Origin of the sequence: Streptomyces sp. NPDC005752 (assembly GCF_040630715.1) — a bacterium.
Classification (GTDB): domain Bacteria; phylum Actinomycetota; class Actinomycetes; order Streptomycetales; family Streptomycetaceae; genus Streptomyces.
Genome location: NZ_JBEXYB010000017.1, coordinates 1 through 18081 on the forward strand (window position 1 = coordinate 1; position 18081 = coordinate 18081).

Sequence of the window (18081 nt, forward strand, 5' to 3'; positions counted from 1 at the left end):
CGTTCGTTGTATGCGGGTGAGCCGTCGCGGAAGGTGGATTGGGGTGCGGGGCGGGTTCGGTTGCTGGATGTGGAGCGGGAGTGGGTGCGGGGTGATCGGGTGCGTCGTGCGGGGGTGTCGTCGTTCGGGATCAGCGGGACGAACGCGCATGTGATCCTGGAGGAGGCACCCGACGACGACACCTCCCCGCCGTCCGACGTGGAGAACCGGGCCCCCCTGCTGCCCGTCGTCGTCTCCGGGGCCACCCCCGAGGCACTGGCCGCCCAGGCCGGCCGGCTGCGCGCGGTCGCCGACGAGCGGATCACCGACCTCGTCCACTCGCTGGCCACCGGCCGCGCCGACCTCACCCACCGGGGCGCGGTCGTCGCCCGTGACCGGGACGAACTGCTGGCCGGGCTGACCGCGCTGGCCGACGGTGCCACCACCGACCACGTCGTGCGCGGACGGCCCGCCGCCGGCCGCACCGCCTTCCTGTTCACCGGGCAGGGCGCCCAGCGGACCGGCATGGGACGCGGCCTGTACGACACCCACCCCGCCTTCCGGCTGGCCCTCGACGAGGTGTGCGAGGCGCTGGACGCCCACCTGGACCGGCCGCTGCGCGAGGTCATGTGGGCCGAACCCGGTACCGACGCGGCCGAGTCGCTCGATCACACGCTCTACACCCAGAGCGCCCTGTTCGCGGTGGAGACGGCCCTCTACCGCCTGCTGGAGTCCTACGGCATCCGCCCGGACCGGCTGGCCGGCCACTCCATCGGCGAACTGACCGCCGCCCACGTCGCCGGCGTGTGGGACCTCGCCGACGCGGCCCGGCTCGTCACCGCCCGTGGACGCCTCATGCAGGCCCTGCCCGCCGGTGGTGCCATGCTCGCCGTGGACGCGACCGAGGACGAGGTGCTGCCGCACCTCGGCCCCGACGTGTCCCTGGCCGCCGTCAACGGCCCGCGCGCGGTCGTGGTCTCCGGTACGCGGGCGGCGGTGGACGCGGTCGCCGCCGCCTTCGCCGGCCGTCGTACCAAACGCCTGCGGGTCAGCCACGCCTTCCACTCGCCCCTGATGGACCCGATGCTGGCCGAGTTCGAGAAGGCCGCCCGCGAACTGCGCTACGCCGCGCCCGCGATTCCCGTCGTCACCGGCACGCACGCCACCGAGGACGACCTGCGCTCGCCCGAGTACTGGGTGCGCCACGTCCGCGAGGCGGTCCGCTTCGGGGACGCGATCCGCGCCCTGGAGGACGACGGTGTCCGCACCTTCCTCGAACTCGGACCCGACGCGGTCCTGTCGGCCATGGGCCCGCACGCCCTCGCCGACCCGGAGCGATCGGCGTTCGTACCGGCCCTGCGCCGCGAGCGCGTCGAGGAGGTGACGCTCGCCTCGCTCTTCGCCACCGCCCACGTCCGCGGCCTGACCGTGGACTGGCAGCGGGTGCAGGCCGGCACCGACGCCCGGCGCGTCGACCTGCCGACGTACGCCTTCCAGCGGCAGCGGCTGTGGCTGGACGACGGACCCGGGGCGGCCACCGACGCCGGCGGGCTCGGCCAGTCGCCCGCGGGGCACCCGATGCTCGGCGCCGCCCTCACCCTGGCCGCCGCCGACACCGTCGCGCTGACCGGCCGCCTCTCCCTGGCCACCCATCCCTGGCTGGCCGACCACGCCGTCGCGGGAGTCGTCCTGGTGCCCGGCAGCGCCTTCGTGGAACTCGCCCTCCAGGCCGGCGACCGCGCCGGCTGCCCGCACGTGGAGGAGATCACCCTGGAACGGCCGCTGGTCCTTCCCCGGCGGGGGTCCGTGCACCTCCAGGTGACCGCCGCGGCTCCCGACGCCGACGGGCGCAGGCAACTGGCCGTGCACGCCCGGCCCGAGGGCACCGGCGGCGACTGGACCCGGCACGCCACCGGCGTCCTCGCCCCACGGACCACGCCCGAACCCGCCCCCGTCGACGTCTGGCCGCCCGAGGGCGCCGTCCCCGTCGAGGTGGGCGGCCTGTACGACCACCTCGCCGAGCAGGGGTACGGCTACGGCCCGCTGTTCCGCTGCCTGCGCGCCGCCTGGCGGCTCGGGGACGAGGTGTGCGCCGAACTCGTCCTCCCCGACGCCGACGCGGCCGACGGCTTCGGACTGCACCCGGCGCTCCTCGACTCGGCGCTGCACGCCATCGACCTGCTGGACGGCCAGGACCCGACCGTCATGACCCTGCCCTTCGCCTGGGAGGGAGTCACCCTGCACGCCACCGGCGCCACGGCCCTGAGGCTGCGGCTCACCCCGCACGGCACCGATCACATGACCCTGGCCCTGTACGACGCCTCGGGCGCACCGGTCGCCGAGGCGTCGTCGCTGCGCATCCGCCAGGTGACGGCCGAGCAGCTCAACGCCGCCGCGCCCGCCCCGGGCGACCTGTTCGCCCTGCGCTGGACCCCTGCGGACGTGACCGCCGACGGGGTGGCGACCGAGCCCCGCACCCTGACCGTCACCCTGGACGATGCCGCGCCCGACGAGTTGCCGGCCCGGGCCCGCGAGACCGCAGTGCGCACCCTCGCGGCGCTCCAGGAACACCTGGCCGAACCGGCGGACGGCACACCCCTGGTCGTCGTCACCCGGTCCGCGGTCGCCGTCACCCCCGACGGGGCGCCGGACCCGGCCCAGGCCGTCGTCTGGGGCATGGTCCGGTCCGCCGCCGTCGAGCACCCCGGCCGGTTCGTGCTGGCCGACACCGACGGAGACGACGCCTCGTCCGCGATCCTGCCGGCCGCCGTCGCGACGGGCGCACCCGAACTCGCCCTGCGCGGGGGCACGGTGTACACGCCGGAGCTGACCCGGGCCGACGAGTCCCGGACCGTGCCGGCCGTCCCGCTGAACCCCGAGGGCACCGTCCTCATCACCGGCGGTACCGGCAGCCTCGGACGGCTGCTCGCCCGGCACCTGGCCGAGCACCACGGCGTCCGGCACCTGCTGCTGGTCGGCCGAGGCGGCCGGACACCGGACGCCGAAGGGTACGAGGAGCCCGTCGCCCCCGGTGCGCGGATCACGGTCGCCGCCTGCGACACCACCGACCGTGCCGCGCTGGCCGAACTGCTGGCCTCCGTTCCCGAAGCTCATCCGCTGACCGCAGTCGTGCACGCCGCCGGCGTCCTGGACGACGGCCTGCTCACCGATCTCACCGCCACGCGCACGGAATCGGTGATGCGGCCCAAGGCCGATGCCGCCTGGCACCTGCACGAACTCACCCGCGGCCTGGACCTGGCCGCCTTCGTCCTGTTCTCCTCCGCCGCCGGCACCCTGGGAGCGGCGGGGCAGGCCAACTACGCGGCGGGCAACGCCTTCCTCGACGCCCTCGCCGCCCGGCGGCGGGCGGAGGGGCTGCCCGCCCTGTCACTGGGCTGGGGGCTGTGGGACACCGGCGACGGCATGGCGGCCGGTCTGGGCGAGGCCGAGATGCGCAGGCTGGCCCGCGACGGCATCCTGCCGCTGCCCGCCGACCGGGCGCTGGCCCTGTTCGACCGGGCCCTGACCACCGACGGTCCGTCGCTGCTGCCGATCCGCGTCCAGGTCACCGAGGACGCCCCGGCCCTGATCCGCGCTCTGGAACCGGCGTCGGCCCCGGCACGCCGGGCCGTCCGGGCGGTGGAGGCCGCCCCGGAGGAGGCGGAGTCCCTGGCGCGGCGGCTGGCCGCGCTCGGTGCCGCGGACGGCAGGCGCCTGCTGGTCGATTCGGTGTGCGGCCACGTGGCCGATGTCCTCGGACACGGTTCCGGCGGCGCCGTCGACCCCGAACGCCCCCTGGGCGACCTCGGCGTGGACTCGCTCGCCGCGCTGGAGCTGCGTAACCGCCTCGGCGCCGAGACCGGGCTTCGGCTGTCCAGCACGCTCACCTTCGACTACCCGACCTCCGAGGCCCTCGCCCAGCACCTGTTCGAGGAGCTGGGCGGGGCAGCGGCCGACGAGGAACTCGTCGACGTCGAGGCCGAGGTGGTACGCCTGGAGACGCTGCTGGGTGCCGTGCTCGGCTCCGACGGGCTCGACGAGGAGCGCCGTGCCCGGGTGGCCGCCCGGCTCAGGGCCCTCACCGCCCGCTGGGACGGCTCGGCGCAGTGGCAGGAACCCGGAAGGGCCGGCGACGCAGAGGAGAAGGGGCTGGAGGCGGCCACGGCCGACGAGCTCTTCGGCATCCTCGACGGCGAACTCGGCAGCCTCGGCTGAATGTTCGAACGAACGCCAGGACGGGTGAGCCCGGAGTGCGGTACATGCGCTCCGGGCTCACCCCTCCTCGCCCCGCACGATGTTTCCGTGCCGGTGCCGGTGACCGGGCGCCTCTCCCGGGTTTCTTCCCGGTGCGGGCGTGGCCCGGCCGGCAGAACGGCCCCCTCCGGAGCCCGTGGGGACTCGTGGAAGGGGCCGTGCCGTGCGGGGGATGCCGGGGCCCGTCCGCACGGGGTTCCGCGGGACCGGAGGTCAGCCCGCCGAGGAGTGGGTGGCCGCCCAGTGGTCGGACAGTTTCGGGATGCGGTGCTCCAGCATCTTCGGCGGCAGTTCGGACCTGCTGGCCACGTGCAACTTGCGGTAGACCCTGGTGAGGTGCTGCTCCACCGTACTGATCGTGACGTGCAGCCGGCCACTGATCTCGCGGTTGGTGTACCCGAGCGCGGCCAGGCCCGCGACCCGGCACTCCGCGTCGCTCAGGAAGGACGAGCCCTCCGCCTCGGACCCCTCCGACTGGCCCGGATCCTCCAGCAGATGTGCGTCGACCGGTGAGTCGACGCTGCACGCCTCCGCCTCACGGGCCGCCTGGCGGGCGACCAGCCGAGCGCGGGCGTACTCGCCCAGTTCGTAGTGAGCCGCGGACAGGTCGCCGTAGGCCTGGGCGAGGGTGTGCTGGTCGCCGCACAGCTTGAGCAGGTCGATCGCCTCACGCAGCAGTGAGGCCCGGCGGTGCGCCTTGCTGGTGGCGGCCAGCATCCGTAACGCCATCGCCCGCGCGCGGGAACTGTGACCGCCGGGCAGCCCCAGCTGCTCCTCGGCGCACTCCCGGGCGGTGCGGGCCTTGCCGATCCGCAGATTGGCCAGGGCCAGGTCGGACCGCCAGGGGATGCCCTTCTGCAGGCTGGAGTTCCCCTGCCGCATCAGGCTGCTGCACGTCTCGAAGTCGTTCAGCGCGGCGAACGGCCGGTCGGTGAGGAGGTAGTGGTGTCCCCGGGCCCGAAGGTACTGGATGCCGAAGACGGTGCGGAACATGGGCTCCGGGACGTTCCGTTTGAGCACCCGCTCGGCCTCGGCGTAGGCACCCATGGCCGTATGGGCGAAGATCGCGGTCGACAGCGGGAGTCCGGCGAGGACTCCCCAGCTTCCGTCGTGCAGACTGCTCAGCGCCCTGTCGGCCCCCTCGGCGGCGGTCGTCATGTCTCCGCGCAGCAGCGCGATCTCCGCCCGTACGCTGCCGAGCAGCGCCTGCCACGTGGTCGCCCGGCGCTCGACCGCGGACTCCAGCAGTGCGTCGCAGGCCGCGGCGGCGACCGCCGGGCGGTCGGCATGGGCGATCGCGAGGAGTGCCATCGCCACCAGCTCAAGGTTGAGGTGGTCGAGTTTGCGACCCTGCAGGGCCTGGGCCACGGCTGCGGCGGAGTCGTCCGTGGCGACGCCGCCGACCAGGACCGCCACCTGCGCGGCGAGTCCGCCGTTGCGGTCGGCGGGCGCCGGCCGGCGCGGGTCGGTACCCGCGCCGTGCGGGATTCGGGCGGGCAGCGCGACGCCGTAGAACCACTGCCGAACGAACTCGACCTCGAGGAGGATCTGCGCGTCACCGGGGGAGCGCGCGGGCACCAGCGTGGCCACGGTCTCGGCGGCCAGTTCGGTGTCGCCCTGCCACAGCATGTGCCGCAGGACGGTCGCGGTGTCGCGCATGCTCAGCTCGCCGTCCAGCGCGGGCCGGCGCAGCGGCTCCAGGTGTGCGCACGCGGCCGCGGGGTTGACCCGCCACTCCGCCCGGGCGAGGGCGGCCGACAGGGCGTTGCGCTCCTGCGGGTCGGTGCAGTCGCGCAGCATCAGGTTCAGGTAACTGCTGCACAACTCCACGTCGTCCGCGGCCAGGGCCTGCTCGGCGGCGGCGCGCAGCACGCCCGGACCCCACGGTCGCAGCACCCGGTCGGCGGCGCGCAGGTGCCGGGCCATGTCGCCCGCCGGCGCGCCGGAGCGGTACAGCAGGTCGGCGATGCGTTCGTGCAGCGTCGCCCGCGCGGCGGCGTCCATGTCCTCGAGCACCGCGGTCGCCGCGGCCGGCAGCCGGAAGACGTGACCGTCGAGCAGCCCCACGGAGTTGAGGGCCTCGACGGCCTCCTGGACACCGGCGGGCGTGGTGTCGGCCAGCTCACCGAGGACGCCGACGGAAGCCGGTGCGCCGAGGGCGGCGAGCACCCGGATCACCCGTAGGTGGCGCGGCTCGCCGCGGTGCACGAGCGAAAGCACCGCCTGGCGGTAGGCGGTGCCGGCGATGGGCCGGTCCATGTCGCGGCCGAAGCGGGTGCTGTCGTCCAGCAGGGCGTGCACCAGCAAGGGGTTGCCGGCCGTGGCCCGGTGGAAGGCGCGGCCCGCCCCGGCGGGCCGCGCGGCTGTCGACTGGGCGCCGATCAGTTCGCCGACGCCCCGCTCCGACAGGGGGCCGAGGCGGGCCCGGTGGTGCGGCCGGCGGATCAGCTCGGCGTGGGAGGCCGAGTGGCCCGTGCCGGGATGGCCGGATGTGGCGCACACCACGAGGACGGGCCGGAAGCGGCTTCTGTCGAGCAGGTGGACGAGGACGCCCAGCGAGGCCTCGTCCATGAGGTGGGCGTCGTCCACGGCCACCACCAGCGGGCGTTCGCCGTCCGCGAGCCGCAGCAGTGCCTCTGCCGTTCCCGGATCCCCGGACTCCGTATCGACTCGGCGCTTTAAACCCAGGGGGAGGGTCTGCGTACCTCTGCCCACCGGTCGAGCGGGGTCCGGCGGAACGGGCTGCACCCGGTCCGGCGGAACGGGCTGCACCTCGCCGTTGCGCAGCAATTGCCGCAACAGGCTCATCGGCCGGTCGCGCTCGGCCGGGTGTGCCGTGCCGTGGAGTATGCGTGCGCCCGATCGGCCCGGAGTGGCCATGAATTCGTGCAGAAGCTGAGTCTTCCCGGAACCGGGACCACCCGTGACTATCACGAACCGCCCGGATCTTCGAGTACATTCGGTAAACGCTTCGTTAAGTATGTGTAATTCTTCGGAGCGGTCGAAAAGGCGCAAGGTGTTCCCCCTGTGTCCAGTAACGCTCGTGGATTCGCGCCCGTCTGGGGTGGATGCTGTTGCACGGGATCGGTCCGAGTCCCCGTCTCACCTGCATTTTTTCTGTTCGAGGGCTGTCACCGCAGTGCTGAGGAGACAACTCTCGATGTCGTGGTCCAGCCCCCTGGGGCTGCCCCTGGTATAAGCACAGCGAAAATAAATGCCAGTCATATGCGGCGCGATTCGATCGGTTCGGCAAGTCTTTCCGGAGGGAAGAAAAATAGCTACTCGATCAAACAAACAGCGAGGTTATAGGGCGTTGTCAACGTTGTCAACCAGGCCCTTCCGGAAGTTACTTCTCGCTCAGGATGTCGGTCCGAGACGACTTTTCACGGTCAGTTGATTTACCGGGAAGTAAAGAAAGGAAGCGGGCCGCCGAACACGCGACACGGGCACGTTTCCGTTCAGCGCTGCCCGTTCGGGCACACCGTACGGCCGCCCCCGTACCGGCTCGGGCCCCCTGGGGGCCGTAGGGGTATCAAGCGCCGCCGCCCCCTACCTAGCCTCCGTCAACGGAGGGGGAAGCGGACCGGGATCCCGTCCGGAGACAGTCCGCAGGACCGAGGCCCACTTTCGATCCCGATCGGATGGCGCGCTGGTGAACAACGAAGAGCAGCTGCTCGACTACCTCAGGCGGACGACCGCGGATCTGCGGGAGGCACGACGCCGGCTGCGCGAGAACGAACAACGCGCACACGGCCCGGTGGCCATCGTCGGCATCGGCTGCCGCTACCCGGGCGGCGTCACCTCGCCCGAGGATCTGTGGAACCTGGTGGCGACGGGAACCGACGCCGTGTCGGAGTTCCCGGGCGACCGCGGCTGGGACGTGGACGCCCTGTACGACCCCGACCCGGACCGGCCCGGCACGACCTACGCACGTAACGGTGGCTTCCTGTACGACGCCGCCGACTTCGACTACGACTTCTTCGGCATCAGCCCCCGTGAGGCCCTAGCCATGGACCCGCAGCAACGCCTGCTGCTGGAAACCTCCTTCGAGGCGTTCGAGCGGGCCGGCATCGTCCCGGCCTCCCTGCGCGGCAGCCGCACAGGCGTGTTCGCCGGCGTGATGTACAACGACTACGCCACACGGCTCGACACCGTCCCCGACGACCTCGACGGTTACCTCGCCAACGGCAGCGCCGCCAGCATCGCCTCCGGCCGCATCGCCTACACCTTCGGCCTGGAGGGCCCGGTCGTCACCGTCGACACCGCCTGTTCCTCCTCACTGGTCGCCCTGCACTGGGCGGTACGCGCGCTGCAGGCCGGCGAGTGCTCGCTCGCACTGGCGGGCGGGGTCACCGTGATGTCCACCCCGGAGACGTTCGTCGACTTCAGCAGGCAGCGCGGTCTCGCCGCCGACGGCCGCTGCAAGGCCTTCTCCACCGCCGCGGACGGAACCGGCTGGGGCGAGGGTGCCGGCATGCTGCTCGTGGAACGCCTGGCCGACGCACGGCGCAACGGTCACCCCGTGCTCGCCGTGTTGCGTGGCAGCGCCGTCAACTCCGACGGCGCCAGCAGCCGGCTGACCGCGCCCAACGGCCCCTCCCAGCAAAGGGTCATCCGCCAGGCGCTGGCCGGCGCGGGCCTGACCGCCGCCGACGTCGACGTGGTGGAGGCGCACGGCACCGGGACCTCGCTCGGCGACCCGATCGAAGCGCAGGCGCTGCTGGCGACGTACGGCCGCGAACACCCCGCCGACAGACCGCTGCTGCTGGGCTCCGTCAAATCCAACCTCGGACACACCCAGGCCGCCGCGGGCGTCGCCGGGGTCGTCAAGATGGTCATGGCCATGCGCCACGGCGAGGTGCCGCCCACCCTCCACGTCGACGCCCCCACGGACCAGGTCGACTGGGATGCGGGAGCCGTCGAACTGGCACTGGAGCGGAGCCCCTGGCCCGACACCGGCGGTCCGCGCCGCGCGGCCGTCTCCTCCTTCGGCATCAGCGGCACCAACGCCCACGTGGTGCTGGAGCAGGCCCCCCTCGAAGAGGAAGCGGCCGCCCCCGACGCGGAGGCGGCACCGGCCGCCACGGTGGCAGGAACCCGTGCCGCCACCCCCGTGCCCTGGATCGTCACCGGCCGCAGCCCCGAGGCCCTCAGCGGCCAGATCGAGCGCCTGCGCGAGCACCTCACCGGACGCGACGACGTCGCTCCGGCGGACATCGCCCTCTCACTCGCCACCACCCGCACCCACTTCAAGTACCGAGCCGTCTCCGTCGGCAGCGACGCCGGCGCACTGCTGGACGCCCTGGCCGCCGCGACCCCGCTCACCCCGGTCGGCGGCAGGACGGCCTACCTGTTCACCGGGCAGGGTGCCCAGCGCCCCGGCATGGGCCGCGAACTGCACCGCGCCTACCCCGTCTACGCCGAGACCTTCGACGCGGTGTGCGCGCTCGCCGACCCCCGTCTGGAGCGTCCGCTCGCCGAAGTGATCGACGGCGACCCCGCCCTGCTGACCCGCACCGACTACGCGCAGATCGCGATCTTCGCCACCGAGGTCGCCATGTACCGGCTGCTGGAGTCGTGGGGCGCGGTGCCGGACTACCTGGCCGGCCACTCCGTCGGCGAACTGGCCGCAGCCCACGTCGCCGGAGTGCTCTCCCTGCCGGACGCGGTCTCCCTCGTCCTCGCCCGGGGCGGCCTGATGGCGGCGCTCCCGGCCGGCGGCGCCATGGCCGCGCTGCGCGCGACCGAGGAGGAGGTCACCCCCCACCTCGACGAGCTGGTCGGCCTCGCCGCCGTCAACGGCCCCCGCTCCGTGGTGGTCTCGGGGACCGAGGACGCCGTCGACGCGCTCGCCGCACGCTTCGAACGAGGTAAGCGGCTCGACGTCTCCCACGCCTTCCACTCGCCGCTGATGGACCCGATGCTGGAAGCCTTCGCCGAGGCCGCCTCGCGGTGCGACTACGAGGAGCCGCGGATCCCTGTGGTCTCCACCCTCACCGGGCTCCTCGCGGGGCCCGGCGAGCTCACCGACCCCGGCCACTGGGTGGACCACGTCCGCCGCCCCGTCCGTTTCGCCCCCGCCCTCACCACTCTGCACGACCTGGGCGTACGGGCGTTCGTCGAGGTCGGCCCGGACGCGGCGCTCACCGCCCTGGCCGCCGAGTGCCTCCCCCCGGACAGCGTGTGCGTGCCCGTCATGCGCCGTGACGGTGACGAGCCGCACGACCTCGTCACCTCCGTGGCCCGGCTGCACGCGGCCGGGGGAGCCGTCGACTGGGAGGCGTTTCACTCCCCGCACCACGCCCGGAGCACCGACCTGCCCACCTACGCCTTCCGGCGGACCCGCCTGTGGCTCGAGGCCGCCGCGGGCGGCACCGGCGACGCCGACGGAATCGGACAGCAGAGCACCGGCCATCCGCTGCTGACCGCCGCGACCGAACTGCCCGACACCCAGGGCGCTGTCCTCACGGGACGGCTGTCCCTGTCCTCCCACCCCTGGCTCGGCGACCACGCCGTCCACGGCACCGTCCTGCTTCCGGGCACCGCTCTCGTCGAGATGGCGCTGCGGGCCGCTGCTCAGACCGGCTGCGACAACGTCGGGGAACTCACCCTGCACGCACCCCTGACCCTGCCCGAACAAGGTTCCGTGGCCGTACAGGTCGCCGTCGACGCGGAACGGGACGGCCGCCGCGAACTGACCGTCTGGTCACGCCGCACCGACACCCCCGACATCCCGTGGACCCGTAACGCCGGTGGCGTCCTGACCAGCGTGGCCACCGACGGGGAACCGCCCGCCGACCCCGCCGCCTGGCCCCCCGCCGGTGCGGAGCCCGTGGACCTGGAAGGGCTCTACGACCGGCTGGCCCTCATCGGATACGGCTACGGCGAGGTCTTCCAGGGCCTGCGCGCCATGTGGCGCCGGGGCGAGGAGCTGTACGCCGAAGCGGCCCTGCCCGAAGGAGCACGCACCACCGCCGGTGCCTTCGGCCTGCACCCGGCCCTGCTGGACGCCGCCCTGCACGTCAACCTGCTGGACCTGCCCGGCGGACAGGCCGTGCTGCCGTTCGCCTGGAGCGGCGTCACCCTGCACCGGGCGGGCACCGACCGGCTGCGACTGCGCCTGGCCCCGGCGGGCAACGACGCCGTACGCCTCGACCTGGCCGACGGGGACGGCGCACCCGTCGCCACCGTCCGCGGCCTCGTGGCCCGTCCCGTCACGGCCGAGCAGCTCACCGCGGACGCCGACGACCCCCTGTACCGGGTCGACCTCGTCCCCGCCCCCGGCGCCGCGCGACCGGACCTGTCCGACCTGGCCGTGTGCGGAGCCGACGCCGGCCTCGACGCACCCCGGTACCCCGACCTCGCCGCACTGGCGGACGCGGGCGACGTGCCCGGAACGGTCGTCCTGGCCCTACCCGCCGACCCCGGCACCGGCGCAGGCCTGCCGGAGCGGGCACGTGACCTGGTCGGCACCACCCTGGACACCCTGCGGCTCTGGCTCGACGACGACCGCTTCGCCGGCCGCCGGCTCGCCGTACTGCTGCGTGGCGACCACCTCACGCACGCCCCGCTGTTCGGCCTGGTGCGCGCCGCGGCGGCCGAGAACCCCGGCCGCTTCCTGCTGGTCGGCACCGACGGCAGCGCCGCCCCGGACACGGCCCTCGCCACGGCGCTGGCCTCCCACGAGCCTGAGACCGCGGTCCGTGACGGCGAGGTACGCGTGCCGCGCCTGGCCCGCGCCAAGCCCGGCGGCCCCCACGTCTGGGACCCCGACGGCACGGTCCTCGTCACCGGAGGCACCGGCGGCCTGGGCGCCCTGATCGCCCGCCACCTGGTCACCGGACACGGCGTACGGCGTCTGCTGCTGGCCGGCCGGCGCGGCGCGGACGCCCCCGGCGCGGCCGATCTCCGGGCCGAACTCGCCGCGCTCGGCGCCGAGGTCACCCTCGCCCGCTGCGACGTGGCCGACCGCGCCGACCTCGCCGCACTGCTGGACCGGCACCCGGTCCGCGCCGTGGTGCACGCCGCCGGCGTGGTCGACAACGGCGTCCTGGCCACCCTCGACGCGGACCGGGTCGAGCGGGTCCTGCGGCCCAAGGTGGACGCCGCCTGGCACCTGCACGACCTGACCCGGGATTCCGACCTGTCCGCGTTCGTCCTGCTGTCCTCCACCGCGGGTCTGCTCGTCGGTGGCGGCCAGGCCAACTACGCGGCCGCCAACACCTTCCTCGACGGGCTGGCCGCACACCGCCGCTCGCTCGGACTGCCCGGCGTCTCCCTGGCCTACGGCCTGTGGGCATCGGCCGGCGGCATGAGCGCCGGCATGGACACGGCCGACCTGGAGCGGCTGCGCCGTCTCGGCCTGCCGCCCCTCGCCCCCGACCAGGGACTGCGTATGTTCGACGCCGCGCTCGGCGCCGAGGACGCCCTCGTGGTCCCCGTCCGGCTGGACACCGCAGCTGTACGGGCCCGGCCGGACGGCGTTCCCGCACTGCTGCGCGGGCTCGTCCGCCCCGCGGCCCGCAAGGCAGGGGGCGGGACCGCCGAGGGCACCTCGTCCGCCTCCTGGCGCGAGCGGCTCGCCGGCCTGCCCGACACCGAACGCGACCGCGCCCTGCTCGATCTGGTCCGCACCCATGTCGCCGGCGTGCTCGGGCACCCCTCACCGCAGTCGGTGGACCCCGGACGCGCCTTCCAGGAGATGGGCTTCGACTCGCTCGCCGCCGTCGAACTGCGCAACCTCCTCGCGGGCGCCACCGGCCTCACCCTCCCGGCGACGCTCGTCTTCGACCAGCCCTCACCCCGCACACTCGCCGCCCACCTCAAGACCGAACTCGTACCGGGACCGGCCGACCTCGCCCGGACCGCCCTGGCCGACGTGGACCGGCTCGAGGCCGTACTGCTCGGCCTGCCCGACGAGGACGGCAGCCACACCCGCGTCACCGCTCGCCTCGAAGCCCTCCTCCGCGGCTGGCAGGACGCCCGCGGCGGCGACGCCGCGCCCGCACCGGCGCAGGACTTCGGTGAGGCCAGCGACGCGGAACTCTTCGCGACGATCGACAACGAACTGGGAGCCCTGTGATGGAAGACCCGGCAACGGCCGACAAGCTCCGCGACTACCTGAAGCGGGCCACGACCGAGCTGGAGCGCAGCCGGCGCCGCGTGAGGGAACTGGAGGAGCAGGACCACGAACCCGTCGCCATCATCGGTATGGGCTGCCGTTACCCCGGAGGGATACGCACCCCCGAGGACCTGTGGCGCATCGTCGACGAAGGCGTCGACGTCGTCTCCGACTTCCCCACCGACCGGGGCTGGGACGTCGACGCCCTCTACGACCCCGAGCCCGGGGCCCCCGGTAAGACCTACGTGCGCCACGGCGGATTCCTCCACGACGCCGCCGAGTGCGACCCCGCCTTCTTCGGCATCAGCCCCAAGGACGCGCCCGGCACGGACCCCCAGCAGCGCATGCTGCTGGAGGTCACCTGGGAGGCCTTCGAACGTGCCGGCATCGACCCCACGGCCGTGAAGGGCACGCCGACCGGTGTCTTCGTCGGTCTGATGCACCACGACTACCTCGGCGGCACCATCTCCGGCAGCATCGTCTCCGGCCGGATCGCCTACACCCTCGGACTCGAGGGACCGGCGGTCACCATGGACACCGCCTGCTCCTCCTCCCTGGTCGCCCTCCACTCGGCGATCCAGTCGCTGCGCAAGGGGGAGTGCTCCCTCGCGCTGGCGGGCGGGGCCGCCCTCATGGCCAGCCCGGAGATGTTCGTCGAGTTCAGCGAGCGCCGCGCCCTCTCGCCCGACGGCCGCTGCCACTCCTTCTCCGACGACGCCGCCGGCGCCGCCTGGGCCGAGGGCGCGGGCATGCTCCTCGTCGAGCGGCTGTCCGACGCCCGCCGCAACGGCCACACGGTGCTCGCAGTCGTCCGCGGCAGCGCCGTCAACCAGGACGGTGCCTCCAACGGCCTGACCGCGCCCAGCGGACCGGCCCAGGTCCGCGTCATCCGGCAGGCGCTCGCCGACGCCCAACTGGCCCCGCACCACATCGACGCGGTGGAGGCCCACGGCACCGGCACCACGCTCGGCGACCCCATCGAGGCCCAGGCCGTCATCGCCGCCTACGGGCAGGACCGCCCCGAGGGCCTGCCGCTGTTGCTGGGCTCCATCAAGTCCAACATGGGCCACGCCCAGGCCGCCGCCGGAGTCGGCGCCGTCATCAAGATGGTCATGGCGATGCGCCACGGCACCCTCCCCAGGACCCTGCACGTCGGCACCCCCACCACCGCCGTCGACTGGAGTGCGGGCGACGTCGAACTGCTCACCGAACCCCGCCCCTGGGGCGGCGACGGCCGGCCGCGCCGCGCCGGCATCTCGTCCTTCGGCATCTCCGGGACCAACGCGCACACCGTCCTGGAGGAGGCCCCGCCTACCGACGACGACGGGAGCGCCCCGCACCGCACCGAGCTGCCGGTCGTGCCGTGGCTGCTCTCCGGCAAGGGCGCCGACGCCGTACAGCGCCAGGCAGAACGGCTGCTGGCGGCCGCCGGCGACCTCGACCCGTACGACGTCGGCCACTCGCTCGCCACCACCCGCTCCCTGTTCACCCACCGCGCGGCCGTCACGGGACGCGACCGGGACGAACTGCTGGCCGCCCTGCGCGAGGTCGCCGACGGCACCCGCACGCCCGTCGTGGCCCCCGAACCGGGCCGCCTCGCCGTGCTGTTCTCCGGACAGGGTTCGCAGCGCCCCGGCATGGGCCGCACCCTGCACGCCGCCTTCCCGGTGTTCGCCGCGGCCTTCGACGACATCTGCGCCGCCTTCGACGAGCATCTCGACAGGCCGCTGCGCGACGTCATGTTCGACGAGGACGCCGACGCGCCGCTGCACCGCACCGAATACACCCAGGCGGCGCTGTTCACCTTCGAGACCGCTCTCTACCGGCTGCTGGAACACTGGGGCGTCCGCCCCGACCTGCTCGCCGGACACTCCATCGGCGAGATCGTCGCCGCCCATGTCGCCGGCGTACTGGACCTGAAGGACGCGGTCACCCTGGTCGCCGCCCGGGGCCGCCTCATGCAGGCCCTGCCGGCCGGCGGCGCGATGGTCTCCCTGCGCGCCACCGAGGCCGACGTCGTCGCGCTCCTCACCGACGGCGTCGACATCGCCGCCGTCAACGGCGCGCGCTCCGTCGTGGTCTCCGGTGACGAGGAGGCCGTCCTCGCCGTCGCGGCCCGCGCCGAGAAGAGCACCCGGCTGAAGGTGTCGCACGCCTTCCACTCGCACCGCATGGACCCCATGCTCGACTCCTTCCGCGAGGTGCTGGACGGCCTCACCTTCCACGAGCCCGCCCTCCCGGTCGTCTCCAACGTCACCGGCCGGGTCGCCGACGACCTGGCCGACGCCGACTACTGGGTACGGCACGTCCGCGAGGCCGTCCGCTTCCACGACGGGGCCACCACGCTCGCCGCCGAGGGCGCCACCCGCTTCCTGGAGATCGGCCCCGACTCGGTGCTCAGCACCATGGCGCAGGACGTGGTCCCCGACGTCATCGGCACCCAGCGGCGTGACCGTGCCGAGGACACCGCCCTCGTCGACGCCCTCTGCCGCCTCCACCTCACCGGCACCGGCCCCGACTGGCGGACGGTCTTCACCGGCGGCCGCACCGTCGACCTGCCCACCTACCCCTTCCGGCGGGACCGGCACTGGGAGGACGCCCCCATCCTGCAGGCCGAGCGGCAGGCCGGCTCCGGCGGCGACGCCGGCGACCCGTTCTGGGACCTGGTGCGTGACCAGGACGTGAGTGCCGTCGCCGCCACCCTCGGTCTCGACGACGAGAACGCCGTCGCCGCCGTCGTGCCCGCACTCGCCACCTGGCACGGCCGGCGGCAGGCGCACGCCGCGGCGGACGGGCTCCGCCACCGCGTCACCTGGGAACCACTGGCGCCTCCCGCCACCCCGGCGCTCGGCGGCACCTGGCTGGCCGTCGTCCCCGCGTCCACCGCCGACGACCCGTGGACCCACGCGGTGACAGAGGGCCTGGCCGGCCAAGGGCTGCACGTCGACGTCCTGACCGTGCCGGACACCGCCGACCGCGCCGCACTGGCCGACGCGCTCACCGGCCGGACCTCGACCGACGGCATCCTGTACCTGCCCGCCCCGGCGACGCCGCCGGCCACCCTCGCCGCACTCGTCCAGGCACTCGGGGACACCGGCGCCGGCGCCCCGCTGTGGTGCGCCACCCGGGACGCCGTCGCACACGGAGCCGGCGCCACCGTCACCGGCTTCGCCCAGGCCGCACTCTGGGGCCTCGGACGGGTCGCCGCCCTGGAGCACCCCGACCGGTGGGGCGGCCTCGTCGACCTGCCCGCCGAGGCCGGTCAGCGGACCGTGGCCCGCCTGGCCGCGCTGCTCGGCGACGCCGGCGGCGAGGACCAGGTCGTGATCCGCGAATCCGGTGCCTACGGACGCCGGCTGGAGCACGCCCCGGCCCGCGCCGGCACCCCCTGGAAGCCGTCCGGCACCGTGCTGGTCACCGGCGCCACCGGCGCGGTCGGTGCCGTCGTCGCCCGCCGGCTCGCCGCCGAGGGCGCCGAACACCTGCTGCTCACCTCCCGTCGGGGCCCCGACGCCCCCGGCGCCGAAGAGCTCATCCGTGAACTCACCGCCACCGGTACCGGCGTCACCCTGACCGCCTGCGACGTGGCCGACCGGTCCGCCCTGGCCGGCCTGCTGGACTCCGTACCGGCACAGCACCCCCTGACGGCGGTCGTGCACCTGGCCGGCGCCCTTGACGACGGCGTCCTGGACTCCCTGGACGCCGACCGGTTCGCCCGCGTCCTCGGCCCCAAGGCGGACGCCGCCCTCCACCTGCACGAACTGACCGCCGGGCTCGACCTGTCGGCGTTCGTGCTGTTCTCCTCCCTGACCGCCACGGTCGGCGGCGCCGGCCAGGCCAACTACGCCGCCGCCAACGCCTACCTGGACGCCCTGGCCGAGCACCGCCACGCCGCGGGACTGCCCGCGACCTCCGTGGCCTGGGGCCCCTGGGGCGGCGACGGCATGGCGGCGCACGGCGCGGTCCGCAACTCGGCCCGGGCGATGGGCATGTCCCTGCTCGACCCGGACACCGCCCTCACCGCGCTGCGCCGGGCCCTTGACGGCGGCGACACCACCGTCACCGTCGCCGACGTCGACTGGTCGGTGTTCGCCCCCGCGTTCACCTCGACCCGCCCCAGCCCGCTGCTGTCCGCACTGCCCGAGGCGCGGCGCACCACGAGCGGACCGGACGGCGCGAACGCGGCCGACGGCTTCGCGGAGAAGCTCGCGGGACTCACCGGAGGGGAACGCGAGCGCGCCCTGAGCGACCTGGTCTGCGGCCAGGCGGCGACCGTCCTCGGATACGGCGACGCCGGCGCCGTGGAACCGACCACCGCGTTCCGCGACCTCGGTTTCGACTCGCTGACCTCGGTCGACCTGCGCAACCGGATCAGTGGCGCCGCCGGGGTGCCGCTGCCGGCCACGCTCATCTTCGACTACGCCACCCCCGCCGCCCTCGCCAAGTACCTGGGCACCGAACTCGCCGGCGCGGACACCTCCGTGGACTCCGTGGTCGCCGAGCTCGAACGGGTCGCCGCCCGGCTCGGCGACCTCACCGCCGAGGACCTGGAGCAGAGCCGGGTCACCACCCGGCTGCAGAACCTGCTCAAGGACCTGGACAAGACCCTCGGCCAGGATGCGGCAGCCGTCACCGGCCGGCTGGAAGAGGCCTCCGCCGACGACGTCTTCGCGTTCATCGACAAAGAACTCGGCTCGGCGTGACCCGGCGCTCCCACGACACCCCGG

4 protein-coding genes are annotated in these 18081 nt (G+C 74.2%); 3 read left to right on the forward strand and 1 reads right to left on the reverse strand.

Features of this window, described 5'->3' with window-relative positions; all coding sequences use genetic code 11:
* Nucleotides 1–33 precede the first annotated feature (33 nt).
* Nucleotides 34–4194: a type I polyketide synthase gene (locus ABZ441_RS16230; RefSeq protein WP_358973898.1), complete on the forward strand. Its 4161-nt coding sequence runs from the start codon at nt 34–36 to the stop codon at nt 4192–4194.
* Nucleotides 4195–4446: 252 nt separating this feature from the next.
* On the opposite strand, the gene ABZ441_RS16235 is transcribed toward ABZ441_RS16230, so the two are convergent.
* On the reverse strand, nt 4447–7248 hold the full coding sequence (locus tag ABZ441_RS16235) for an AAA family ATPase (protein ID WP_358973618.1): 2802 nt from the start codon (nt 7246–7248) through the stop codon (nt 4447–4449).
* Nucleotides 7249–7885: 637 nt separating this feature from the next.
* On the opposite strand from ABZ441_RS16235, the gene ABZ441_RS16240 reads away from it, so the two are divergent.
* Together ABZ441_RS16240 and ABZ441_RS16245 are read left to right on the forward strand one after the other, a co-directional pair.
* On the forward strand, nt 7886–13315 hold the full coding sequence (locus ABZ441_RS16240) for an SDR family NAD(P)-dependent oxidoreductase (RefSeq protein WP_358973621.1): 5430 nt from the start codon (nt 7886–7888) through the stop codon (nt 13313–13315).
* Nucleotides 13315–18057, forward strand: coding sequence for a type I polyketide synthase (locus ABZ441_RS16245; protein ID WP_358973624.1), 4743 nt, complete (start codon nt 13315–13317; stop codon nt 18055–18057). Before ABZ441_RS16240 ends, ABZ441_RS16245 begins: the two co-directional genes overlap by 1 nt.
* The last annotated feature ends 24 nt before the right edge of the window (nt 18058–18081 follow it).